This is a genomic window from Paraburkholderia sediminicola (assembly GCF_046026895.1).
GTDB lineage: Bacteria > Pseudomonadota > Gammaproteobacteria > Burkholderiales > Burkholderiaceae > Paraburkholderia > Paraburkholderia sediminicola_C.
Genome location: NZ_JAQQEU010000012.1, coordinates 1 through 23,637 on the forward strand (window position 1 = coordinate 1; position 23,637 = coordinate 23,637).

General features: G+C 64.4%; 19 protein-coding genes. 7 read left to right on the top strand and 12 right to left on the bottom strand.

Annotated elements, in window-relative coordinates; translation table 11 throughout:
- Positions 1-127: 127 nt before the first annotated feature.
- Positions 128-322 (bottom strand): hypothetical protein, encoded by a 195-nt coding sequence (locus PQR02_RS11000; protein WP_408229674.1) that lies wholly within the window; start codon positions 320-322, stop codon positions 128-130.
- A 302-nt stretch (positions 323-624) separates the two neighbouring features.
- On the opposite strand from PQR02_RS11000, the gene PQR02_RS11005 reads away from it, so the two are divergent.
- Together PQR02_RS11005 and PQR02_RS11010 are read left to right on the top strand one after the other, a co-directional pair.
- Positions 625-1,266, top strand: a complete 642-nt coding sequence (locus PQR02_RS11005; protein ID WP_408229677.1) for a LysE family translocator — start codon at positions 625-627, stop codon at positions 1,264-1,266.
- Positions 1,267-1,483: 217 nt separating this feature from the next.
- Positions 1,484-2,272: a sulfite exporter TauE/SafE family protein gene (locus PQR02_RS11010; RefSeq protein WP_408229680.1), complete on the top strand. Its 789-nt coding sequence runs from the start codon at positions 1,484-1,486 to the stop codon at positions 2,270-2,272.
- Positions 2,273-2,375: 103 nt separating this feature from the next.
- Here PQR02_RS11010 and PQR02_RS11015 read toward each other — a convergent pair whose 3' ends face one another.
- Together PQR02_RS11015 and PQR02_RS11020 are read right to left on the bottom strand one after the other, a co-directional pair.
- Complete coding sequence (locus PQR02_RS11015; protein ID WP_408229683.1) at positions 2,376-2,624, bottom strand: hypothetical protein; 249 nt, start codon at positions 2,622-2,624, stop codon at positions 2,376-2,378.
- Between the two features lie 311 nt (positions 2,625-2,935).
- Complete coding sequence (locus PQR02_RS11020; RefSeq protein ID WP_408229686.1) at positions 2,936-3,286, bottom strand: BON domain-containing protein; 351 nt, start codon at positions 3,284-3,286, stop codon at positions 2,936-2,938.
- 642 nt (positions 3,287-3,928) lie between these two features.
- Here PQR02_RS11020 and PQR02_RS11025 point away from each other — a divergent pair.
- From PQR02_RS11025 to PQR02_RS11035, 3 genes are all read left to right on the top strand, one after another.
- Complete coding sequence (locus PQR02_RS11025) at positions 3,929-5,452, top strand: TAXI family TRAP transporter solute-binding subunit (protein WP_408229689.1); 1,524 nt, start codon at positions 3,929-3,931, stop codon at positions 5,450-5,452.
- 164 nt (positions 5,453-5,616) lie between these two features.
- Positions 5,617-6,273 (top strand): 2-hydroxychromene-2-carboxylate isomerase, encoded by a 657-nt coding sequence (locus PQR02_RS11030; RefSeq protein ID WP_408229692.1) that lies wholly within the window; start codon positions 5,617-5,619, stop codon positions 6,271-6,273.
- 254 nt (positions 6,274-6,527) lie between these two features.
- On the top strand, positions 6,528-7,508 hold the full coding sequence (locus PQR02_RS11035; RefSeq protein ID WP_408229695.1) for a LysR substrate-binding domain-containing protein: 981 nt from the start codon (positions 6,528-6,530) through the stop codon (positions 7,506-7,508).
- A 90-nt stretch (positions 7,509-7,598) separates the two neighbouring features.
- Here the strand turns inward: PQR02_RS11035 and xdhC are convergent, their stop codons facing one another.
- The 3 genes from xdhC to xdhA all read right to left on the bottom strand — a co-directional run bounded on the left by xdhC (position 7,599) and on the right by xdhA (position 12,182).
- Positions 7,599-8,165: a xanthine dehydrogenase accessory protein XdhC gene (xdhC, locus tag PQR02_RS11040; RefSeq protein WP_408229698.1), complete on the bottom strand. Its 567-nt coding sequence runs from the start codon at positions 8,163-8,165 to the stop codon at positions 7,599-7,601.
- 82 nt (positions 8,166-8,247) lie between these two features.
- Positions 8,248-10,614, bottom strand: coding sequence for a xanthine dehydrogenase molybdopterin binding subunit (xdhB, locus tag PQR02_RS11045; RefSeq protein WP_408229701.1), 2,367 nt, complete (start codon positions 10,612-10,614; stop codon positions 8,248-8,250).
- Positions 10,615-10,652: 38 nt separating this feature from the next.
- Complete coding sequence (gene xdhA, locus PQR02_RS11050) at positions 10,653-12,182, bottom strand: xanthine dehydrogenase small subunit (RefSeq protein ID WP_408229704.1); 1,530 nt, start codon at positions 12,180-12,182, stop codon at positions 10,653-10,655.
- 388 nt (positions 12,183-12,570) lie between these two features.
- On the opposite strand from xdhA, the gene PQR02_RS11055 reads away from it, so the two are divergent.
- A complete protein-coding gene (locus tag PQR02_RS11055) occupies positions 12,571-13,782 on the top strand; it encodes an MFS transporter (RefSeq protein ID WP_408229707.1) in 1,212 nt (403 codons plus the stop codon).
- A 73-nt stretch (positions 13,783-13,855) separates the two neighbouring features.
- Here PQR02_RS11055 and PQR02_RS11060 read toward each other — a convergent pair whose 3' ends face one another.
- From PQR02_RS11060 to PQR02_RS11085, 6 genes are all read right to left on the bottom strand, one after another.
- A complete protein-coding gene (locus tag PQR02_RS11060) occupies positions 13,856-15,160 on the bottom strand; it encodes an oligosaccharide flippase family protein (RefSeq protein WP_408229710.1) in 1,305 nt (434 codons plus the stop codon).
- 80 nt (positions 15,161-15,240) lie between these two features.
- Positions 15,241-17,037, bottom strand: coding sequence for a hypothetical protein (locus PQR02_RS11065; protein WP_408229713.1), 1,797 nt, complete (start codon positions 17,035-17,037; stop codon positions 15,241-15,243).
- Between the two features lie 34 nt (positions 17,038-17,071).
- Positions 17,072-17,968 carry a glycosyltransferase family 2 protein gene (locus tag PQR02_RS11070; protein WP_408229716.1) on the bottom strand — a complete coding sequence of 299 codons (897 nt, stop codon included), beginning with the start codon at positions 17,966-17,968 and terminating at the stop codon, positions 17,072-17,074.
- A 138-nt stretch (positions 17,969-18,106) separates the two neighbouring features.
- Positions 18,107-19,243, bottom strand: coding sequence for an O-antigen ligase family protein (locus PQR02_RS11075; RefSeq protein WP_408229719.1), 1,137 nt, complete (start codon positions 19,241-19,243; stop codon positions 18,107-18,109).
- Positions 19,244-19,318: 75 nt separating this feature from the next.
- Complete coding sequence (locus PQR02_RS11080; RefSeq protein ID WP_408229722.1) at positions 19,319-20,419, bottom strand: glycosyltransferase; 1,101 nt, start codon at positions 20,417-20,419, stop codon at positions 19,319-19,321.
- A gap of 132 nt (positions 20,420-20,551) precedes the next feature.
- Positions 20,552-22,768 carry a GNVR domain-containing protein gene (locus tag PQR02_RS11085; protein WP_408229725.1) on the bottom strand — a complete coding sequence of 739 codons (2,217 nt, stop codon included), beginning with the start codon at positions 22,766-22,768 and terminating at the stop codon, positions 20,552-20,554.
- 437 nt (positions 22,769-23,205) lie between these two features.
- Between PQR02_RS11085 and PQR02_RS11090 the strand changes: the two genes are divergently transcribed.
- Positions 23,206-23,604, top strand: a complete 399-nt coding sequence (locus tag PQR02_RS11090; RefSeq protein WP_408229728.1) for a hypothetical protein — start codon at positions 23,206-23,208, stop codon at positions 23,602-23,604.
- Positions 23,605-23,637 lie beyond the last annotated feature (33 nt).

The window sequence follows — 23,637 nt, forward strand, 5'->3', positions numbered from 1 at the left end:
TAAAACACCCTAAAAACCCGGGGCCCCGTCTCGACGAGACGGGCCGCTTCTTCACTCATCATCGTCCGCCGAGCACCCACAACCGTCGGGTTATCTGGACATACCGTCCTGCGCGACATCGCGCGTTTCAGGTCCGGGCGTTCCGATCGCGACCGTCGCCACCGTCTTCGCGCCGGAAGTAAACACGAATAACACCCCGTTCATACCGAAGCGGCTCAGCCAGCCCGCAGTCACGAACGCCGGGAACATCGCCGCGCGCAAGGATGTCCTTGTGGCAGACGGCGATGAACCAGCGCAGCCTCATCTGATCGATCTGTCCCATGAGCCGGCGCGCGCCCGAAATTTGAAGTGGCAAAATCATCTCCGACGAACGCGAGCGCGGCGTCGATCCCAGCGTATCCTCGGCGGCGGCGGATGGCTGCGGCTGGGCGCACACGCCCGGCGGCGAGTTTCGGGCTTGCGTGGCCGCTGAGACTGGGTCCGTACATACGCGCCTTGCCCGCGCTTTCCGGTCTGGCTATGCTGACGGACTCGTCGGCGCCCCGATCGCACACATGCACTGGACGCAAGCCGCACGAACCGCTTCCAGCGCCACGAACCACAACACCGCTCATAGGCATCCCCTTGTCCACCACCAGTCTCTTCTTCACCGCCGCGGGCGTCGGCCTCGCGATTGCCGCGCCGGTCGGCCCGATGGGCATGCTGTGCATCCGCCGCACATTGACCGGCGGTCCGCGCGCGGGACTCGCGATCGGCTTCGGCATCGCGACCGGCGACGCGGTCTACGGCCTGATCGCGGCGCTCGGCCTCGTCGGCATCTCGCAGTTCATGCTCGCGTATGACCGGCCGTTGCATCTGCTAGCCGGGCTGTTTCTGCTTTATCTCGGCTTGCGCACGCTGCTGCAAAAGCCTGCCGCCGACACTTCAAACGGCAACGGCGACGCCAGGCTCGCGCAAGTAGGCCGCGCCGGCGCGCTGCGCGCATACGCCAGTTCGTTGCTGCTCACGCTCACCAACCCGCAGACCGTCATCATGTTCGCCGCGCTGTTCACCACGCTCGCGCCGCGCGGCGCGTTTTCATCGACTATCGCGCTGACCACGGTGGGCGGTGTGTTCTGCGGCTCGATCGCGTGGTGGTGCTTTCTGGTGAGCGTGGTGTCGCTCGCGCGCCATGCGATCGGCAGCAAGCTGCGCGTCGCCATCGACCGGGTGGTCGGCTTGACGCTGGCGGCCTTCGGCGTCGTCGAGATTCGGCGCGCGCTCTGAGCGCGGCACGCCACTGATGCGGCACGCACGCTGCGCCGACCATGATCCCTACGCAAAGGCGGCAGTTTTGCGACAATAGCGGCTTTTGCCGCGCCGCGGCGGCCCGTGGCGCGCCTGCGGGAACCCGTGCGGCGCGCGGCGCCGGCCTACGGCGGCACGCACGGGCCGGCCTTGCCGCTCAACCTTTTCACCCATCCGACCGTCAGCGGTCCGCTCAATGGCTCTTCCCCACATCGATCTGCTGTACTCCGTCTCCGGCCTGTTCGTCGGCTTTCTGGTCGGACTGACGGGCGTCGGCGGCGGCTCGCTGATGACGCCGATCCTGGTTCTGCTGTTCAACGTGCATCCCGCCACCGCGGTCGGCACCGATCTGCTGTATGCGGCCGCCACCAAGGCGACCGGCACGCTGGTGCACGGCCTGAAAGGTTCCGTCGACTGGCAGATCACCCTGCGCCTCGCCGCCGGCAGCGTGCCGGCCGCGACGATCACGCTGATCCTGCTGCATCGCTACGGAATGGATACGCCGGGCGCGAGCCGGCTGATCCAGATCGTGCTTGGCGCGGCGCTGCTGGTGACGGCGGTGGCGCTGGTGTTCCGTCCGCAACTCGCGGCGCTCGGCGCGCGCGGCCAGCGCACGCCGAAGCAGGGGCGCACGCTGGCGCTGACCATGCTGACCGGCGCGATACTCGGCGTGCTGGTGTCGCTGACTTCGGTGGGCGCGGGCGCGATCGGCGTGACCGTGTTGCTGCTGCTGTATCCGTTGCTGCCGACCACGCGCATCGTCGGCTCGGACATCGCGCATGCGGTGCCGCTCACGCTGCTGGCGGGCGCGGGCCACTGGCTGCTCGGCTCGGTCGACTGGTCGATGCTGGCCTCGCTGCTGATCGGCTCGCTGCCGGGCATCGCAATCGGCAGCTATCTGTCGTCGCGCGCACCGGATGCGCTGCTGCGCAATCTGCTCGCCGCCACGCTGACGCTGGTCGGCGTGCGCCTCGTGCTGGCCTGAGACTTCGACACGAGCGTCGCTTCGAACTCCCACTCAAGCCTCGGCTGGAGCGCCGGCCGCGCCACCGGCCCCACGCCGCGCCGCCCTGGCCGCGGCTAGCTCGCTATTTGAAAAACCGGCAGGTCAGATCGGCCTCGAACTGCCTGATCCACTGACCATGGCGGTCCTGATAGGACTGCACCCAGCCGGCGCGACGCACCGTGACGAGACGCTCGTGCGGGGGCTCGCCCGGCCGCGCGCTGGCGCTGATGTCGAAATGCGCCGGCGCGAAACCGTGCCGCGCACACACCAGTTCGAAAGCCGCCCGATCGCCGATCGGCAGATCGATATAGCGAAACAGCGTGGTTGCCATAGGATTGACTCCGATTGCCATGCTTCACGGTACGCTTCGCGACACGTCAACTCTGTGTCGGAGCGCACGGAGCAAGCACCGTTGCAACGCTGCCGTGCGGTGAGCAGCGGCGGCAAACCTCATCGCTAGTTCACGCGCCAAAAAATGGACGCAAAAAAGGCTTCGGCGTTACTCACGCCGAAGCCTTGGTGCACATCTGCATCATGACCGCGCTAGCAGTGTCGAAGCGCTTGCACCGGCGTTGCGCGGCGGGCGCCGGTCAAACGCGCTGGGCACCGGCCGATTCGTGCCGCGCGCTCATTTCAGACCGATTACTGTTGCATAACGGTCAGCTTGTTCGACACCGACGTCACACCCGCGACGCCCTTCGCAGCTGCGCCGGCGGCCTCGATCTGGCCCTCGTCAGGCACCGTGCCCGTCAAGGTCACCGCGCCGCCCCGAGCGCGCACGGAGATATTCGACACGTCGAGCCCTTGCGTCTTCGTGAGCGCGCCGCGCACCTTACGGCCCAGCTCGTGATTCGCGCGCTTGCCGGCCTTGACGCTTGAGGCCGCCGCTTCAGTCGAGCTGCTCGGCGCTTTGCTTGCCTGAGCGTAGACGTTGCACGCCATCACCATTGCCACAACCGAACCCAGCGTTTTCAGAAAACCGACCGATTTCATAGCTTCTCTTCTCCTTGGTTTCACTTTGGACCGCGTGTACTAGCGGTTGCGTTACGACTACCGGCGGCCATGCGCGAGACGCGGCAAGATGCACCTGCGCGCCGGCCGACTATGGCTGCGACACGATGTGCGAGAGGCGAGAGAGGCCGGCTGCCGTTGCCGCATGCCATGACGGGCCATGCAATGCGGCGCGGAAACTGGCAAGCCGCAAATTAGCCGGCGTGCCCGGTTCTGGTCTGTCGTGCCGGGTCACGCCGCGCAAACGTTAGTTCGCGGCGGCGATGCTCAATTTAATCTAGCCACGCCGGAAGCGCAAAGGGTTTAGTCATCGGCGTGGCACGCGCGCCAATGGGCGAACGCGGGGTATTCGCGCCGCATGCGCGCTGGGTCCGTGCCGCATCCGTGTCGGGTTCGTACTGCGTGCATGCAGCGCTCAGTAGCATCACGCGACATTCAAACCGGATTCACGTCCGCACTCACGTTTTGTTACGGGTTTGTCGGCGGCCAGCGCCGCCCTGCGTTCCGCCGTCAGGTGAATCTCAGGTACCATCGGCGCGACGCGCGTTTCGCGTGTTTCGCCCCGGTTCGTGCGCAGCAGAGCGCCGCCCTGTCCATTTACGACCGTCGCCGTCACGTCATCCGATGAAGCCAGCCTCCGGCCGCAAAAGCCCTCCCCGTCTCGTCGCCCGCTTTGTCGCGATCTCCTGGCGCGATCTTGCGGTCTCATTCGGACCGCTGTTGCTGCTCGCCATTGTCGCCATCTGGGCCGCCGTGCGGCTGATCCAGCCCGCGCCGCCCAGCACCCTGACGATCATCGCCGGCCCCGAAGGCAGCACCTTCTGGAACGCCGCGCAGAAGTACAAGACGATTCTGGCGCGCAACCGTATCACGCTGAACGTGCTGACCTCGGAAGGTTCGCTGCAGAATCTCAAGCGGCTTTCGGACCCGAACACCAACGTCGATGTCGGCTTCGTGCAGGACGGCGTCGCGCCCAACGCGGCGAGCAATGGGCTGATGTCGCTCGGCAGCATCGCCTATGTGCCGCTGGCGGTCTTCTATCACGGGCCGCCCGTGATGTGGCTCTCCGAGTTCAAGGGCCAGCGGCTGGCGGTCGGCGCCGAAGGCAGCGGCACGCGCGAACTGGCGCTCGCGCTGCTCAAGGCCAACGGCATCGCGCCGGGCGGCGCGACCAAACTGCTGCCGCTGTCGGGCGACGACGCTGCCGACGCGCTCATCGCCGGCAAGGTCGACGCGGCCTTCCTCGCCGGCGATTCGGCACAGCCGGCGGTGATGGGCAAGCTGTATCGCACGCCGAACGTGCGTTTCTACGATTTCTCGCAGGCCGATGCCTATACGCGCCGCTTCCCGTACCTGACCCAGTTGACGATGCCGATGGGCGCGTTCGATCTCGGCAAGAATCTGCCCTCGGCGTCGATCAATATGGTCGCGCCGACCGCCGAGCTGGTGGCGCGCGATTCGCTGCATCCCGCGCTGTCGGATCTGCTGATCGAAGCCGCGCGCGAGGTGCACGGCCGCGCGACCATCATGCAGCGCGCCGGCGAATTCCCCGCGCCGCTCGCGCACGACTTCCCCATCAGCGACGACGCCGCGCGCTACTACAAGTCGGGCAAGAGCTTCCTGTACCGGACACTGCCGTTCTGGATCGCGAGTCTCGCCGACCGGCTGCTGGTGGTCGTGGTGCCGCTGGTCGTGCTGCTGGTGCCGGCCTTGCGCATCGTGCCGGGGCTATATGCATGGCGGGTGAAGTCGCGCATTTATCGCTGGTACGGCTCGCTGATCGGTATCGAGCGCAGCGCGCTCAGCGAGCACTCGGCGACCGAGCGCGCGTCGCTGATCGAACGGCTCGATGCGATCGAGGAGTCCGTCAACGGGCTGAAGATGCCGCTCGCGTATGCGGATCAGTTTTATGTGCTGCGCGAGCATATCGGCTTCGTGCGCCGGCGGCTCACGCAAAGCCGCGACGCGCAGCACGGCGACGCGGATCAGACAGAGGATGACGAAGCGCACGAAGCTGATGAAAAAGCGGCCGGCCGCCCTGGCGACGCGCCGGATCTCGAGCCGCGCAAGCGCCCGGACCACCAGCCGGATCGCCAGTCGAACGAGCGCACCGAACCCGCAGAGGCCAGCGCCGGCCCCCACGCATGAAGCAACCGAGTCATGCGCCACGCCCGGCAACACCGCCGACGCCGGCCCCACGGCCGCCAAACCCTAATTGACCGGTGCAAGCCGTGGCCGCACCGTGTAAGAGCGTTACAATTTTGGCGTTCCAGCAGACGCACCGTCAGAAACAGGCAATCCGGGAGACACTTATGACCGTTGGCATCGACGCCAAGCAACCGCTGTGGTTTTACGACTTTGTCTCGCCGTTCACCTATCTGTTGCTCGAGCAACACGACAAATGGCCCGGCTTCGACTTCGTGTTCACGCCGGTCGTGCTGAACGACCTGTACGACCACTGGGGACAGCGGCCGGCCTACAGCGTGCCCGCGAAGCGCACCTTCATGTACCGGCACGCGCTGTTTCGCGCAGAGCAACTCGGCATTCCGTACAAGATGCCGCCGGCCCATCCGTTCGATTCGATGAAGCCGCTGCTGCTTGCCACCGCCGCGAACGGCGACATCCACTTCGTGCGCGAGATTTTCCGTTTCATCTGGCGTGAAGGCCGCGACCCGTCGAGCGACGCCGCCTTCGCCGAGCTGTGTGACCGCGTCGGCATGCCGGACGGCCCGGAGTTGATCAGGAACGCCGCGGTGAAGGCCCAATTGCAGCGCAATACGGCGGATGCGATCGGCCTGGGCGTGTACGGTGTACCGACGTTTCGTCTGAACGATCAGTTGTTCTGGGGCGAGGACGCGCTGCCGATGGTGCTCTATTGCGCGCGCACGCCGAACTGGCTCGAATCGAAGGAAGTGAAGCGGGTCAGTTCGCTGCCTTCGGGCGTCGCGGAGAAGCCGGCGCTGGAGTAGCAAAGGCATGAGCGACGCGAGAGCTTCGCGCGAGACGGGCAGGCGGCGTTGCGGTCCGGCTTTGGCATCTGCTCCGGCAAAATCGCGTCGAAAGCGCGCCGCTGATGCCGGCCATAGCGCCCCCGCTATGCCGCTACACCGCAAACGGGCCTAAGGTTATAACCTTTTGCGCCCCACATGCGGGCCGTGTTGCGAAGCGGTTGCGCCCGACGCCTGATCCGGGCCCGCTGCACCCGCACGGCCACGCTCAAATCATGGATGACGACGACTCCGCCGCCTCACTCGACATCTGGCTCGTGCGCGTGCTGCGCACGCTGCTGGTCGAGCGCAGCGTCACGCAGACAGCGCTGCGCCTGAATCAAACCCAGCCCGCGATCAGCACTGCGCTGCGCAAGCTGCGCGAGACGCTGAACGATCCGATTCTCGTGCGCGGCAAATCGGGCATGGTGCCGACCGAGTACGGCGAATCGCTGCTGGCGTCCGCGCAGCGCGTGCTGCGCGAAGTCGATTTCGTCGCGACGCCGCACGGCGATTTCGATCCCGCCCGCTCGCGGCGTACGTTCCGCGTGGCCGCACCGGACTATCTGAACGACTTCTTCATGCCGACCGTGATCGCACAGTTTCGCGAAGCGGCGCCGCATGCGCGGCTCGAAATCGAATCGCTGGGTCCGCTGTTCGACCATTGCGCCGCGCTCGACGCCGGCGAACTCGATCTGGTGATCGGCAACTGGCCGAGGCCCGACCCGCGTTTCGAACGCAGCGATCTGTTCTCGGACACGGTCGTCTGCCTGATGCGCGCCGATCATCCGCTGACCCGGGAGCCGCTGACTCGCGAAGCGTATCTCGCCGCGCCTCATCTCGCGCCGACGCCGTACAGCGGCGCGCGCGGCGGCGCGATCGACACGGGTTTCGCGCGAGCCCACGCGGCGAGGCGCATCGTCGCCACGCTGCCCTACTTCGGGCTCGTGCCGCAGACGCTGCTGCAATCGGATCTGATCTTCACGACGACCCGCCGCTTCGCGACGCACTACGCCAACATGCTGCCGCTCGCGGTGGTCGATGTGCCGATCGCGTTTCCGCGCATCAAGTGCTATCAGCTATGGCATCCGCATCCGGATCGGCCGAGCGATGTCGGCTGGTTGCGCACGTTGATGGCCGAGGTGTCGGATGGATTGGTCGCGCAGAAGGTGCGGCGCGCGAAGCGGCCACGGCAGAACGCAGAGCCGGGCAAGTAGAAGCGAAGCTTTTTTGCGGCGCGGGCGTTTGGCTTCAGATGCCCGCACTCTGCCGCGTTCCCGTGAATGCCTGTAGCGGCGCCGCCCTCGTCAAACGGTGGCGCAAAGTTTTTGCGTCGCGGCCTGCGCCACCACCTGGCGCGTCCTGATCTGCAGCAACTCCGCGCACACCGCGACCGCGATCGCCGACGGCGCCTTGTCGACGATGCCGTCCACCCCGATTGGGCAGGTCATCTCCGCCAGCCGGTCCAGGTCCACGCCGCGTTCGAGCAGACGTCGCTCGAATTTCACGCGCTTGGTCTTCGAACCGATCATGCCGAAGTACGTGAAATCGCGCCGCCGCATGATGCGCGCGGCGAGTGAAAAATCGAGCGCATGGTTGTGCGTCATCACGAGGAAGTAAGCGCCGGGCGGCGCCGTATCGACGATCGCATCGGGCGTGTCGGTCGCTTCGATCTGCACGTTGGCGGGCGTTTCGTCGGGGAACAGTTCGTCGCGCTCGTCGACCCACTGGACCACGCACGGCAAGCTGCCGAGCAGCCTGACGAGCGCATGCCCGACATGCCCCGCGCCGAACAGCACGATGTGCATCGGCGCCGGACGCGGCATCGGCACGGCGCTGCGCCGACCGATCTGAACGGACGAGAAATCGTTCATGGCGATCATTCCAGTGGGTAGATTGTGCACGCTCGATTTGCTTTGCGTCGTGCTCCGTTTTTTGTCCGGCGCGCCGCCGCGCTCATTGCCGGGTGGCCGCAGTGGCGGCCCGCACCGCGCCGACCGCCTTGAGAATCTCCTCGCTGGTCGCGGGCGCGTTCAGCGGCGGATTGACCTTATGGTTCCCCACCGCCGACACGGCATCGCGCACGGCGAAGAACACCGAGAACGGCAGCAGCAGCGGCGGCTCGCCGGTCGCCTTCGAGCGATGGATGCTGTCCTCGGCGTTGCGGTTCCTGAACAAGCGCACATTAAAGACCGGCGGCGTATCGTTGACGGTCGGAATCTTGTAAGTGGACGGCGCGTGCGTCATCAGCTTGCCGCCCTCGTTCCACCACAGCTCCTCGGTCGTGAGCCAGCCCATTCCCTGGATGAACGCGCCTTCCACCTGGCCGACGTCGAGCGCCGGATTCAGCGAGGCGCCTACGTCGTGCAACGCGTCCGCGCGCAGCACGCGCATCTCGCCGGTCAGCGTGTCGATCACGACTTCCGACACCGCCGCGCCATAGGAGTAGTAGTAGAACGGCCGGCCTTGCAGCTTCGACTGATCCCAGTAGAGCTTGGGCGTCGCATAGAAACCGTCCGACCACAGCTGGATACGCGCGAGATAAGCCTTCGCGACGACCTCTTCGAACGGCACGGCCACGTCGCCGACCAGCACGCGGTCGTGCGCGAAGCGCACGTCCGCGGCGCTCACCTGCCCCGCGCCGAAGCGTTCGGCGGCGAAGGCCGCGAGGCGTTCGCGCAACTGGCGCGCGGCGTCCTGCGCGGCCTTGCCGTTCAGATCGGAGCCCGTCGATGCCGCCGTCGCCGACGTGTTGGCGATCTTGCTGGTATCGGTGGCGGTCACGCGAATACGGTTGAAGCCGACGCCCAGTTCATGCGCGACGACCTGCGCGACCTTCGTGTTCAAGCCCTGGCCCATTTCGGTGCCGCCGTGGTTCACCAGCACCGAACCGTCGGTGTAGATGTGCACGAGCGCGCCGGCCTGGTTGAAGTGCGTCACGTTGAACGCGATGCCGAACTTGACCGGCGTCAGCGCGAGTCCTTTCTTCAGCACTTCGTTGTGCGCGTTGAACTCGTTGATCGCCGCGCGGCGCGCGCGGTACTCGCTTGTCGCCTCGAGTTCGTCGATCAGTTCGTGCATCACGTTGTCTTCGACGATCTGGCCGTACGGTGTCTGGTTGCGCTCGGTCTTGCCGTACAGGTTGCGGCGGCGCACGTCGAGCGAATCCGCGCCGACCGAACGGGCGACGTTGTCCAGGATGTACTCGATCGCGAACGCGCCCTGCGGGCCGCCGAAGCCGCGAAACGCGGTGTTCGACTGCGTGTTGGTCTTGCCGCAGAAGCCGTCGATCGTCACGTCCGACAACCAGTACGCGTTGTCGAAGTGGCACAGTGCGCGCGTCATCACCGGACCGGACAGGTCGGCGGAGAAACCGCAGCGCGACGTCATGTCGACCGTCACGCCGTCGATCACGCCGCGCTCGTCATAGCCCACTTCATACGTGTAGTGGAAATCGTGGCGCTTGCCGGTGACCATCATGTCGTCGTCGCGGTCCGGACGCAGTTTCACCGGGCACAGCAGCTTCCATGCGGCGAGCGCCGCGCAGCATGCGAACAGCGCCGATTGCGATTCCTTGCCGCCGAAGCCGCCGCCCATCCGCCGGCATTCGATCAGCACGTTGTGCGACGCGACGCCCAGCGCATGCGCAACCAGGTGCTGCATTTCGGTCGGGTGCTGCGTCGAACAGTAGACGTGCAAGCCGTCGTCGTCCTTCGGCACCGCGTACGAGATCTGCCCTTCCAGATAGAACTGTTCCTGGCCGCCAAGCAGCATTTCTCCGGCCTCGCGACGCACGGCGCGCGCGATCTTCGTAGCGGCTTCGCCGCGCGCGAGTTTCATCGGCGGCACCACGTACTGGTTCGCGGCGCGCGCCTGCTGCGCGGTCAGAACCGCCGGCAATTCCGCGTAGACGACTTCGGCGCGGCGCGCGGCCAGACGCGCCGTTTCGTGCGACGTCGCGACCACGATGAAGATCGGCTGACCGATGTATTGCACGACGCCGTCGGCGAGAATCGGATCGTCGCCGTGGATGATCGGGCCCACGTCGTTGGCGCCGGGGATGTCGTCGGCGGTGAAGATCGCGACCACGCCGGGCGTGGCGCGCACTTTGTCGAGCGAGATCGACACGATCTTCGCATGCGCCTTCGACGACAGCCCGAGCGCGGCGTGCAGCGTGCCGGCGAGCGTCGGGATGTCGTCGGTGTAGGTGGCGCGGCCGCTCACGTGCAGATGCGCGGACTCGTGCGGACGCGACACGTGGACCTGGGTGAAGTCGTCGAGATCCTGAAGGTCTTTCAGGAACGGCTCGGCTTGCTGATTCATTGTGGTGTTCTCCGTTTCCTTCGTAGGCTTGCCGCGTTTCAGGCACTGGCGCCGGCCGGCGCGCATGCCGCGGCGACCGCGCGCACATCGAGCGCGCTCTTCGGCAGCGGATTGTGCGGACGCGTTTCGAGCCAGAAGCGGTACAGCGTGTTCTTCGCGGCTTCGAGCCGGTAGTTGCTCGTCGCGCGCATGTCGGAGAGCGGCGCATAGTCGTTGCCGAGTGCGAGCATCGCGGCCTGGGCGGTGGCTTCGTGCCATTCGGCGTCGCGCAGCAGGGCTTCGACGTGGGTCGCGCGTTTGGAGGTGGCGGCCATCCCCCCGAACGCGATGCGCGGCTCGCGGATCACGTTGCCGTCGGCAATGAACGCGAACGCCGCGCACACGGCCGAGATATCCGAATCGAAGCGCTTGGAAAGCTTGTAGGTGCGGAACTGAAGTTTTGCGCGCGCGCCGCTGCGCGTCGGCACTTTCAGCCCGACGACGAATTCGTGCTCCGCCATGTCTTTCTTCTGATACGCGAGGTACAGGTCTTCGAGCGGCAGCTCGCGCTCGATCTCGCCGCCGCGCACGATCACCCGTGCGCCGAGCGCGATCAGGCCGGGCATCGAATCGCCGATCGGCGAACCGTTAGCGATGTTGCCGCCGAGCGTGCCGGCATTGCGAATCGGCAGGGACGCGAAGCGTTGCCACATTTCGGTCAGCTCCGGATACTGCTTCGCGATCTCCGCATAGCCCCTTTCGACGCTCACACCGGCGCCGATCTCGATCCACTCGCCGTTGGTTTCGAGCTTCTGCAATTCGGCGATCTGCCCGACATAGACGATGTTGCCCAACTCGCGCATCTGCTTGGTCACCCACAGGCCGATGTCGGTGCTGCCGGCCAGAATGCGCGTGGCCGGCCGGGCTTGCTTGAGGTTCGCGAGCGCGCTGACTGTGCGCGGCGCGTCGAACTGCTGGCCGGCGTGCTCGTAGTGGAAGGTGTCGTCGCGTTCGAGCGTGGCGAGCGTCGCGGCGAGCGCGGCGACGTTCACCGGCGCTTTCGGCGCGGGCGCGTCGAACATGCGCACGGCCGCATCGACGATAGGCCGATAGCCGGTGCAGCGGCACAGGTTGCCGGTCAGCGCATTGCTGATCGCTTCGCGCGAGGGCACCGTGCGGTTCGCGCAGCTCTGCTCGTGACCGTGTTTTTCGTACAGCGACCACATCGACATGATGAAGCCCGGCGTGCAGAAGCCGCATTGCGAGCCGTGGCATTCGACCATCGCTTCCTGCACCGGATGCAGCGAGCCGTCCGGCTGGCGCAGGTCCTCGACGGTGTAGAGCGCTTTGCCGTCGAGCGTCGGCATGAACTGGATGCACGCGTTGACCGCCTTGAAGTCGACACCGCCCGCCGCGTTGCGCTCGCCGAGCACCACCGTGCACGCGCCACAGTCGCCTTCGGCGCAGCCTTCCTTGGTGCCGGTGCAATGCGCGTCCTCGCGCAGATACTGCAGCACGGTGCGGGTGACGAGCGCGTCCTTGATCTCGCGGATCGCGTTGCGGTGGTAGAAGCGAATCGGCTCAGTCATGTCTCGTTACTCTCGAATGTTCTGTGTCCGTGGGGACGTGCTGCAGCGATGGTTCGAAAACTATCACCGTCAATAAAGCCAACCCATAGCGCGCTTCGCATGGGGGACATATTCACAAAACGATATAGAGTCCGATTTCAGAGCCGCTCGGCTTATGTCGGACGGGAATTTCTGCCATGTATCGCCGATTTTTGCGGCCAGATGGTCAGCGAAAATCATGACATGCCGCGGCGCTGGTCAAAATTCCGGGCGCGGAAAAGGCCAGATCGCCCACTATGTGGGCCGGCGATCACAATTTGGTCGGACAAATAATTAAGCAACTTCTGCAAGAGAATCGGTTCCATGGGAAAATCACGCCTTCCCGCCGTTTTCAAGTCTCGTTTTCCCCATGTCCACCGACTCCGCGCCACCTCGCAGCGAATTTGCGACGACCATGCAGATCATTCCGGTCGTCTTTTTCACCTTTGTTTGCTACCTGACGATCGGCATTCCGCTCGCGGTGCTGCCCGGCTACGTCCACGGCGATCTCGGCTACAGCGCGGTGCTGGCGGGCGCGGCGATCAGCGTGCAATACCTCGCGACGCTGGCCTCGCGGCCGCTCGCCGGCCGTTCCGCGGATACGCTGGGGCCCAAGCGCACGGTGTCGATCGGACTGCTGGGGTGTGGCGCGAGCGGTGTGCTGCTGCTGCTGGCCGTGCTGTGCGGACGCTGGCCGGTCTTGAGCCTCACGCTGCTGGTGTGCAGCCGTCTGGTGCTCGGCTTCGGCGAAAGCCTGTGCGGCACCGGCGCGATTCTGTGGGGCATCGGCCGGGTGGGCACCAGCAACAACGCGCGGGTGATTTCTTGGAACGGCATCGCGACGTATGGCGCGCTCGCGATCGGCGCGCCGCTCGGCGTCGCGCTCACGCACGGGACCGGCTTTGCCACGCTGGGGATCGTGGTGATCGCGCTGGCCGCGCTCGGCTACTATCTGGCGCGCCTGATCGCGCCGGTGCCGATCGTCCACGGCGAGCGGATGTCGTACCGCAGCGTGTTCACGCGTGTGCTGCCGCATGGGCTCGGTCTTGCGCTGGGGTCTGCCGGGTTCGGCTCGATCGCCACCTTCATCACGCTGTTTTATGCCGCGAAGAACTGGCCGAATGCGGCTTTGTCGCTGACGGTGTTCGGCACGCTGTTCATCGGCGCGCGCCTGTTGTTCGCCAACACGATCAAGACTTACGGCGGCTTTCGCGTCGCGATCGCGTCGTTCTCGTTCGAGTGTGCCGGCTTGCTGATGCTGTGGCTCGCGCCCGAGCCGCATATCGCGCTGGCCGGCGCGGCGCTGACCGGCTTCGGCTTTGCGCTGGTATTCCCGGCGCTCGGCGTGGAGGCGGTCGGGCTCGTGCCGCCCGCGAGCCGGGGCGCGGCGTTGTCGGCCTATTCGGTGTTCCTCGATCTCTCGCTGGGCATTACCGGGCCGTTGGCCGGGTATATCGCCGGGGAGTTCGGGTATGGCTCGGTATTTCTGTTCGCCGCAATTGCCGCCGCGGCAGCAGTGGCACTTTCCACCGTGCTCTATCTGCGCAATGCCAAGGTGACCAATTTGCCCGCGGCGCTTTGAAGCGCTTCGCGATGCGCCCTGTGCCGCGCGCAACGCGTTGATCCGTGCGCGCGGGCCGTTTGAGCCAACGTGGTCAATCTCGTTCCACGACCATTTCCCGCTTGACCGGCTGTGCCTGCGGCTGGCTCTGCGAGCGCACCGCGATCTGACCGTGATTGATCCGGTTCGAGACACGGTACACACCGATCAGCATGAACAGCTCCGTGGCCGCAACGGAGCATGCGGTGCCGACGCCGCCCCACAGATAGATGGACACCGGCGCCTGCACCAGATGAAACAGCGCGCCGTAAAGATAGATTCTCTTCAGCACGGACTGGTTGCCTGACGCGATGACGGTGAGCATCACCTGCGTCGTCGTCATGCCGACGATCGCCGGCACGAACACCAGCACGCGCAGGATCCGGAACGTCTCGCCGAAAGCCTCGCCGAGAAAGCGCCTGACGAACCACTCGCCGAGCACGGAAAAGCCGATCAGAATCAGGATCGCCAACGCGGCAAACGCGACCATGAACCCGCGGTTGACCTTGTGCACGTACTCGCGATCGCCGTTCTCGTAAGCGATGCAGATCTTCGGAAAGAACGCCTGAATCGCAGGCGCGGTACACGCGCGCAGCGCATTGGTGAGCCGCTCCGCCGCCACGTAATAACCGACGGCGCCCGGACCGCTGATCATCCGCAACATGATGACGTTGGCGTACATGTACACGGACGTGAGCGCCGAGCTGAGGAAGATGTGATACGCGTCCTTGGCCTCGGCCAGCACCTCTGAAAAACCGATCCTGACGTTGAAGAGAATCTCGCGCTTCCAGACCAGCATGACCGTGAGGATCACGCCGCAAACGAAGGTCGGCGCATACTGCAACGCGGCTGCCAGCATCACGTCGTCGCGGCTCTTCACGAACAGGAACAGCGGAATCAGCATGCCGACTCGTGACACCAGCAGCGTACCCGCCAGCACCGGCAGCCGCTGCGTTCCCTCGAAGAAGCACGCAGGCGTGATCACGCAGCCCCAGATCACCAGCGAGGCCAGCAGCGTCGCGCCGCGTTCGGCCTGCGTCATGTGGCCCGCGAACGACCATGCGACCAGCACCAGCGTACACAGGACCGCGAGCAGCGCCCTACCGGTCGTCGTGGACCAGTAGATGCGGTTGATGACTGCCGGCTGGTCGATATTGACGGCCACCTTGCGCGCGCTGCTCATGCCGAAGCCGAAGTCGACCACCACCAGTAGAATCTGCGCAATGGACTGTGCATAGCCGATCACGCCCAACCCCGCCGGCCCGAGCACATGTGACAGATACGGCAACGTCACCAATGGGAGGACGTAATTGAGCGCGTAAACCGAATACAGGGCAATGATTACGTTTCTCGTCGACACAGTGGGTCCCGTTTCCAATTGCTCATCACGCGCATTCGCTCGAATGATTTCATCTCAACCGTCACTCGGCGTGTCGTCTCTCAAGTTGAAAAAACAGAATACGACACGAATGAAGGCTCGGTCAGAGCAATGTCGATCTTGTTATAGCGATTGTCTGCGGAATTGGCGCCCAGTACAGCGCTCTTCACCGCATTTCCAATCAGGTTGTTGACGACCGTCTTATATCCGGCATCGGATGCATTGGTGGCGAACAGAATCTCGGCTAGCTGCGCATGTGCCTCGGTGGTTGCGCGCACGACCACGCGGCCCGACGAACCGCGCAGCACGTTCACGGTGGCCTGCAACGTTTTCGGCGAGCTCGCCTGGTCGCCGCAATGCAGTGGCGAGGCCACCCCGCCGCGATGGAATCCGACGCCGAGATCGAGGCTGCGGACGAGATCAGTATCCTTGCCGCCGGCAAACGAGCCGCCGCCCGGATACGCCTTGTTGAAGCCGACGATCGAATTGCCGGCCCGGTCGCCCATATTGCCGTGAATCGTGATGCCGTCGAGCGGCGTGCTGCCGGACGCGGTCGAACTGCCATAGACGAACTGCGGACCGTCACAGCCGTCGTCGGCGTCGTCCCGGCCAGCGCGGAAGCGGTTGCCGACGATCGTCGCGCCCTGCTGATAGTCGATCTGGATATGACAGCTCTGCCCGGGCGGCACTTGCAGATACGACGGATGAGACGGCGTCGAAAACTTCCAGCGGCCCAGCGAGCCGTTGCCGCCGCAGCCGTTCCTGGAGAAGTAATTGCCGTTCACCACCTTGCCCCAGTTGCCGCTTTTCATATAAATGCCGGCGAAGCCGTTGCGGTCGAACACCGCGCCGACGATCAGCGATTCCGCGCCCATGATGATTCCATAGCGCGCATTCCACTCCCATCTGCCGCCGATCACCTGCCAGAAGTTGCCGACCAGATCGGCGCCGGCCGTATGGCAGAACATGCCGATGCAATTGATCAGCGAGCCGTCGGTCAGCCCCGGTGTATGAAAGCCGCGATCGCACATATACGCGTAGCAACGCTCGAGCGTCGAGGTCACGCCCAGCTCGAAGCCGGCGCCCGGAAATCCGATGGCCGTGCAACGGCGCGCGCCGCTCGTTTGCGAGAAACGGATGCCGACCGGCGTGTTGCCCGTGTGCGCAGGATAATTGGCGAGGTAATAAATCACCTTTTCGAAATGCGCGGGCCGGACCTGCAGATACTCCACATTCGATGCCTCCCCCAACGTCAGCACCGCCGCCGGCTGCTTGTCTTTCGGGCCTCCGGCATCCTGTCTTTCCAGCACCGTCGCAGCCAACTGGCCTTCGGTGATCACCGTATATTCGCCGCCGCCGTCGCCGCGCAATTTCGAGCCGGGTGGCGTCTTCAGGTCCCCGGTAAAGCGCCAGATGCCACGCGGCATATAGAAGCCGCGCGCGCCGCTCTGGAAGGCCGCGCTCAAGTCGGCGCCGCAATCGTCACTGGACGTGCCCCGCTGGATCGCGGCGAACTTGCGTGGATCGATGAAGCGCGCGAGGCTCACTTCCTGCCCCGCCACGATGTCGCTGAGCGTCTTCAGATAGCTGGGCGCAACCGGGTCGGGAAACGGATGGTTCTGCACATACGCGGCGACCTGCCTGATCTTCACGTCGTGCGCGACACCATCGCGGGCGATTATCAGGCCGTCGTTGCCCAACACGCGGTCGGCCGTACCGCCGCCCGCGAGCGAGTCCGTCCCGCGCGGCGCGCTGCTCGCAGCGCCCGCGAGGCGAATTTCGGCTGTCGTTGCGCCGGCCCCGGCCAGGCCGCCGAGCACGAAGGTCTTGAGAGCCTGCCGCCGGGTCTTGGCCACCATAAAGTTAGTTCTCCTGTTCGCGCGACACGTGCCTTCACTCAGCGGTTTGCGGCTGCTTGCCGGTAGCCGGGCGCGCGTCGATCCGGATCGGCTGCGGCCTGGACCCGCGCATCAGTCCCTGGACGCCGGGCGGCGTGAAAATCGGCAAACGGTATTTGCGGCTGAACCGCCAGAGGCTGTTCATGTGACGCCGCCCCGCCTTGCTCAGAAAACCCGACGCGGACGCCCGCTGATGCTCGTGGGTCAACCGCGCGCCCGGCACGCAGAGCACGCGGTAGCCCGCTTGCCAGATCCTCGCGCAGAAATCGACGTCTTCCATGTAAAGGAAGAAATGTTCATCCATTCCGCCCAAGTCGCCGAACAGCGAACGACGCACGATGAAACCCGTGCCCAGCACCCACTCGGCCTCGAACGGCGTACCCGCGCGCCACGCTTCGCGCATCAGATGGTTGTCGATGCGCCGCCTGAACGTCTCCAGCCGGCCAAGCGGCGAGCGCCGTCCGAGAATGTCGAGCAGCGAATAGAAGCGCCGCGCGGAGAACTGGCGTTCGCCGTCCGGATAGGTCAGATCGAGACCGACAAGTCCGACATCGGGTTCGTTCTTCATCAGGGTAACGACGTTCTCCAGCGACGCGTCGACGAAGTAAGTGTCGGGATTGAGCACGAGGACCAGATCCTTCATGCACCCGACCACGCCGAAATTCACGCCGGCCGCAAAGCCGCGGTTGATCGATGTCCTTACTAGCCGGACGCCCGCCGGCAACGTCTCCTTCAGATAAGCGAACGAATTGTCCGTCGAGGCGTTGTCCACCACGACAATATCCTCGTGCGCGGCAATCGACTCGTCGAGCACGGACTGCACGCAGTTTCGCACCAGCTTCGGCGTGTTGTAGTTGACGATGACTACACTAAACGTTCCGACCCAGCTCATCCCCACCTCCTGCAAGGCATCAGGCATTCGCGGATAAACCCCCAAAGGCCCGACTGATATATTCTTTGTTTCGCGCGAGGCGGCAGCGGCCTCGCCGCGATACAGCCGGGCTTCTCAAGCCAAAAGAATCGTCATTGATCACCCCTGGGTTTGCACCGACTCCTCCGACATGTCGAATACCGGCAGCGTCATCAAGAGGAATACGAAAGGAATCACTTCAATCGACTGATAGAAAAGCGATTGAAACAGCGCCGCCCAAACGCACAGCCTTAGCGCGCTGCCGTGGCACATCAGCCGCGTCACGGAGATCAGCAAGCCGTAGTAAAAGATCGTCCCGATCAAGCCGACATTCAGAACCTGCTGAAGCAGGCTCGATTCGACAATGCCGAACTGGTTCTTCACGGAGTCCGACGCGGAGTTCGTCACCAGCCCGAAGTACGACCCCGCCACCACGTTGACCGGCAGGACCAGCGCCGCGGCCTTGTCCCAGGCTTCGGTACGGCCGTCGTTGCCGTCCGACTCCAGGCTGGTCGCGCCTATCATGCGTTCCGTACCCACGTTCATCACGCTATCGCTCGCCCCGCCTCTCGCGCCGCCCAGCACCATGATCGCCATGCAGGCCACCAACCCGGCGATGATCAATTTCGCGTTTTTGCTCAGGAACCGGATGGGCTCTCTGAGGAACGCGAGCGCGAACGTGGCGAGGATGATCAGCATCCCGCTTCGCGACAACGACGAAAAGATGCATACCGTCAGCACCGCACAGGCGATTCCCGACGACACTTTCTTGCGCATCAGGTAATCGGCCCCGCACAGCGACGCCACGATCCCGACGAACAGCGGATAGTGCAGATAGCTGCCCGTCAGAGACGGCACGCGCAGGTTGTCGAACCCATAGGTCGCACCCGGCAACGCAATCGGAAAGCTGCCTTGCTGCTGGGCCACGGCGACGGCGGCCTCGATCAGTCCGATCATCACCAGCCCCCAGAACGCGAAACGCGGCCGGATGAAGCGCTTTTTGTAGTTCGAGATCGAATAGAAATAGATGAAGATCGTGAAGACGAACACGAACACATAAGAGAATTCGATCTGGCCTGTTAGGGCCAGGGTGACCACCATCGACAAGGCGACGGTGAACATCACGCCCACGGTGAGCAGGAAAGACCGGCGCCCCTCGCGCCGGAAATAGGAGCTCAACGCCGCGGGCGAGACATACCACATGAGCAGACTGACAATGCCGCCGACCTGCACCAGGTACGCCGCGCTCTTGCCCATTTCGGACTCCAGCACTCCGCGCGTCGAGCAGAGCACTGCAGCGAGTAAAAAAGCGATCGTCGCGATCATTTTCTTTTACGCCTGGCATGCCTCGGAGGCATCGACGTTGCGCGCGCCTCCCAGGTAGATACGCTCGATGACAGCCGCGAACTGGTCGATCTCGCAGACGTTGAGCAAACCGCCGTCGTGATCCACACCTTCCGCGCCCAATGGCGTCGACACGACCGGCAGCCTGGCCGCCAGCATTTCCAGTGTCTTCAGCTTGACGCCCGCACCCGAAAGCAGCGGCACCACGCCGATGTCGGCGGATTCGAAATACTTGCTCGGGTCGGCCACGAAACCGGTCACGCAGATGTCGTCGCTGTTCAGGCGCTTGACGCGCTCGCTCGGGTCCGAGCCCACCACGAACAGCTTCAGCCCGAGGCCGCGCCGGCGCAGCGGCAGGAAGGTCGACTCGACGAAGTTGAGCAGCGCCTCTTCGTTTTCCCTGCGCTGCATCGCCCCCCAGAACAGGATGTTGCCCTTCTTCACCGTGTCCTTCGAACGGCGCAGGTCTTTCACGAAGGCCGGCAGCGAGATCGGCACGACCTGCAGCGAGCCGACGCCGGGATAGAGCGCCTGGACCAGCTGGGCATCCTTGTTCGACAGCACGAGCACCTTGTCCGCGAGCTTGATCACGCGTTGTTCGAAGTCGAACGTCTGCTTCGCGAACAGGCGCCCTTCCATGCTCTGGATCCGCAGCACCACCTGGATCTGTACGTCGTGCATGCCCAGCACGAGCTCGATGCTGTCGCCGAATCTGCGCTTCAGATCGACCGCATACGAAAAGCACTGCGAGAACTCCAGCCGCACGGTGTCATAGCGATTTTTTTCGACCAGGTCGCACAGGAACCGGCTGATCGATTTCGTGTATCGCGTGAAGAAGCGCGGTGCGAAATGCAGCGGGTCCGCGAGAAACGACGGAATCAGGTCCAGCGTGCTCACATACTTCACGTAGACATGCCCGACGCTCGCGCGGAATTCGATATCTTTCTCGTCGACCGGCAGACGTGAAATGAGCACCACGTCGACATCGTTTTCCGCACTCAATTTGGTCAAATAGTCGAAAGCCAGGCGGTGGCCAGCTTGCGGCGCGTTTTTCTGAGGCAGAAAAGACGTGACAAATAGCTGTTTCATCCGAGTAACCCCTTCACTCTTTGGCGGACAGTCGGCGCTACCGCCAAAAGATGCCTTCGTGGTCGTTCGAAGCAGGCGGTCCGCCTGCTTCGCGATTTCGTGCCGGTCACATAATGCGAGAGACGCGCTGCTTCATCTTTCGTACGGTTTGTAGACGTAGCTTGCGTACCGATAGCGTCCGTAGCCGTAGCTGAAGCGTCCGGGCCGCAGGCGCAGCGCGTTGACGATCACCCCGCGTACCGGCAGGCCGATCTTCTCCAGCTGCCGTGACGACTCGCGCAGCTCGCCGATCCCGGTGACACCTTGCCGGGCGACGAGGAACGTCGTGCCCGCGACGCTCGCCAGACGCAATGCATCCGCTGTCGAGAGAACCGGCGGCCCGTCGAGCAGCACGACGTCGTACCCGGAAGCGAGACGACTCATCAGCGCTTCCATCTTCGTGTTCGACAGCAGATCGTTCGGGTTTCCCGGCGCGCGGCCGCAGGCGATGAAGTCGACGCCGGGGAAGCGGGTCGCGCGGATCACTTCTTCGGGAGGCATCGTGCCTTGAATCAGATCGGCGAGACCAGGACCGCGATCGCCGCCGAGGTGGCGATGCAGGAAGCCTCTGCGCAAATCCGAGTCGATCAGCAGCACGCGCTTGCCCGCCGCGCCCACCACCGCTGCCAGGTTCAGCGCGACAAACGATTTGCCGATACCGGGCGTCGGGCCGGTGATGAGCACCGCGCGATTGCGCGCCGCCGACATCGTGAACTCGAGCGCGGTGTGGAAACCGCGCAGGCTCTCGATCGCCGGATCGATCACCGCTTCGCTTGCCAGCACGAGGCCCTGCGCTTCCGGCCGGCGGCGGCTATGTTCGAGCTTCTCTTCGTGACGGCTGTACGGCACGCTCGCGTAGACCGGCAGGTCCGTGCGCAGCTCGATCTCGTACGGGTCGTCGATCGCATCGAACAGACGCTGGCGCGCGAGAGCCGAAACCACACCGACGAACAGGCCCATCATCAGCGACGCGAGAATCACGAGAAACCGCTTGGGCCGCACCGGCGTGTCGGGCGCGGCAGCCACGTCGACCAGGCGGACATTGCCCACCTTCCCGGCCTTGATCAGCTTCAGCTGTTCGAGCGTGTTGCGCAGCATCGTGTCCAGCTCGGAGCCGACCTGCACATCGCGTTGCAGGCGCAATACGTTCTGTTCGAGCGGCGGCAGCAATTCCGTGCGAGTCGCGAGCTGCCTGGTTTCCTGCTGCGACGCCGCCAATTGCGCGTCGACCGACTGCACCGCCGGATGCTGTTCGGTGAAGCGCGACAGCAATTCCTTGCGCTTCTGTTCAAGTTCGGCGCGCCGCGTCTGAGCGGCGACCGAGAGCTGCAGCAGGCTGGTCGCTTCTTCGCCGAGATCGATCGTGCCGTGCTTCGCGCGGAACTGGTTAAAGCGCGTTTCCGAATCGGTGAGCTGCTGCCTCATCTCCGGCAGCTGCATTTCCAGGAACCGGATCGAGCGCTCCGCCTCTTCCGATTTGCGCTTGGTGTTCTGGTCCACATACTCGGTGGCAATGGCGCCCAGAATCGCGCTGGCTTTCTTCGGATCGGGACCTTCGAGCGACACGCCGATGATGTCGGACTCCTTGCCTTTTTCGGCAATCGTCAGTTCGCCGCGCACTTTCTCGGTGGTCGCCAGCGCGGAGAAGCGGCGCAGTTCGAACGTGGCGCCCGGCTTGGCGTCGACCTTGTCGACCAGCAGCGTGAGCGGGCCATAAGGCGTGGTCGCGTTCAGCACCTCGCCGATCGTGCCCTCCAGCTTGATCTTGCCGAGGCGGATCTGGTAGTCCGCCCCCTCGCCCTTCGTCAGCACAAACGGGCGGTCATACAGCTCGGGCGGCACGTCGAATTTCGACACGTCGATATGCTCGTTGCCCCACACGTAGCCGCGCGGACCAGGCGTCGACCACTGCTCCGCGTAGCGGCTCAGCACGCGGCCGATCAGCGGGAAATAGCGCGGCGTCGCCTCGATGAACAGGTTCAGCTTGTCCACCGCCGGGCCCACGACCATGCGCGAGCCGAGGACCTGAGCCTCGCCGGACGCCGCCGCCTTGACGTCGAACATCGCGGACACGTCGCCCAGCACATTCTTGTTCGAGGTGGGCGTGTTTTCCTCGACCTGCACGAGCACGTCGGCGCGGTAGACCGGCTGGGACAGAAACGCGTAGCCGACGCCGATTGTCAAGGCGACTGCCGTCGTAATGGCAATCAGCTTGCGGCTGTCATAAAGCGCGTCAAGATAATTGCCGAACCGTGCCGGTGGATATTCGTCAACATCTCTGTTATTTATCGGTGCACTGCTTCGGTTCATTGCGCGTTCTCCAATTGTCGACGGATTGCCACTTGCCACAGGCGCCGGGACCAGCGCGCCGCCGCTGCCACTGAACGTTGCCGTCCGGTGACGGCGCGTTTGCCCTCGACGCCCCTTGCCCGATCGACTGCGTCGGGTCACGTCTTCGGCAAATCGTTTGGGATCCGAACTTCGGAAATACGCGCGTCCCCAACGATATGAAACACGTCTGCGGCGATCAGCCCCAAAGGCGCAACGTCGCTTGTGCGTCCAGCTGTCACCCGTCAGCCTGTTCGCGCGGCAACTCACTGCGTGTCCATCTCGATCGAGGCGCCCAACCTGATCACAGCGAGATAGACAAATTGCGCCAGTTCACTTGCTTTTGTTTAAAAACTCCTATGCTTCTGCGCTTCAATTTTTTAACATCGCACTACACGCTTTCGTCACGGAGACCCAAAATGAAAAAGCTCTTCGCAACTGCTGTCGTATCGGTTCTGGCGCTCTCACCAATTGCTCAACGCGCATTCGCTCAAAACATTCCGTCGGCCACCTCGCCCAGCTACGTGAAGCCCTACGTCAGCAAGCGCTCGCAGCTCGACGTGATGAATCCTCCGCGTCCCGCCAGCGCCACCACCGTCTATGGCGCCGACTCCGCCTTGAAGCCCCGTGCCGACGGCCTTCGTCTGCAGGCCCCCGTCAACACCGGAACGCAAAGCCACACCAAACGCGCGCGCATTCCGCAGTCGGCTCGCGCCACCTCTTCGGCGGCCGCGAGCGACGCGTACAGCAGTGATCTATGGAATGCAGGCCAGACCTACGCGTCTCCGCAGACGTCCGATCCGTACAGCGCGCGTTAGCAGTCGCATAAGCGCGGAGCGTTTCGGATTCAG

Excerpts from the sequence above, each read along its gene's own strand:
- PQR02_RS11055 (WP_408229707.1), top strand. The coding sequence starts at position 12,571 with ATGTCCACCGACTCCGCGCCACCTCGCAGCGAATTTGCGACGACCATG.
- PQR02_RS11015 (WP_408229683.1), bottom strand. The coding sequence starts at position 2,624 with ATGGCAACCACGCTGTTTCGCTATATCGATCTGCCGATCGGCGATCGG.
- PQR02_RS11020 (WP_408229686.1), bottom strand. The coding sequence starts at position 3,286 with ATGAAATCGGTCGGTTTTCTGAAAACGCTGGGTTCGGTTGTGGCAATG.
- PQR02_RS11090 (WP_408229728.1), top strand. The coding sequence starts at position 23,206 with ATGAAAAAGCTCTTCGCAACTGCTGTCGTATCGGTTCTGGCGCTCTCA.
- xdhC (WP_408229698.1), bottom strand. The coding sequence starts at position 8,165 with ATGAACGATTTCTCGTCCGTTCAGATCGGTCGGCGCAGCGCCGTGCCG.
- PQR02_RS11080 (WP_408229722.1), bottom strand. The coding sequence starts at position 20,419 with ATGAAACAGCTATTTGTCACGTCTTTTCTGCCTCAGAAAAACGCGCCG.
- PQR02_RS11065 (WP_408229713.1), bottom strand. The coding sequence starts at position 17,037 with ATGGTGGCCAAGACCCGGCGGCAGGCTCTCAAGACCTTCGTGCTCGGC.
- PQR02_RS11035 (WP_408229695.1), top strand. The coding sequence starts at position 6,528 with ATGGATGACGACGACTCCGCCGCCTCACTCGACATCTGGCTCGTGCGC.
- PQR02_RS11030 (WP_408229692.1), top strand. The coding sequence starts at position 5,617 with ATGACCGTTGGCATCGACGCCAAGCAACCGCTGTGGTTTTACGACTTT.
- xdhA (WP_408229704.1), bottom strand. The coding sequence starts at position 12,182 with ATGACTGAGCCGATTCGCTTCTACCACCGCAACGCGATCCGCGAGATC.
- xdhB (WP_408229701.1), bottom strand. The coding sequence starts at position 10,614 with ATGAATCAGCAAGCCGAGCCGTTCCTGAAAGACCTTCAGGATCTCGAC.
- PQR02_RS11075 (WP_408229719.1), bottom strand. The coding sequence starts at position 19,243 with ATGGGCAAGAGCGCGGCGTACCTGGTGCAGGTCGGCGGCATTGTCAGT.
- PQR02_RS11085 (WP_408229725.1), bottom strand. The coding sequence starts at position 22,768 with ATGAACCGAAGCAGTGCACCGATAAATAACAGAGATGTTGACGAATAT.
- PQR02_RS11025 (WP_408229689.1), top strand. The coding sequence starts at position 3,929 with ATGAAGCCAGCCTCCGGCCGCAAAAGCCCTCCCCGTCTCGTCGCCCGC.
- PQR02_RS11000 (WP_408229674.1), bottom strand. The coding sequence starts at position 322 with ATGGGACAGATCGATCAGATGAGGCTGCGCTGGTTCATCGCCGTCTGC.
- PQR02_RS11010 (WP_408229680.1), top strand. The coding sequence starts at position 1,484 with ATGGCTCTTCCCCACATCGATCTGCTGTACTCCGTCTCCGGCCTGTTC.
- PQR02_RS11070 (WP_408229716.1), bottom strand. The coding sequence starts at position 17,968 with ATGAGCTGGGTCGGAACGTTTAGTGTAGTCATCGTCAACTACAACACG.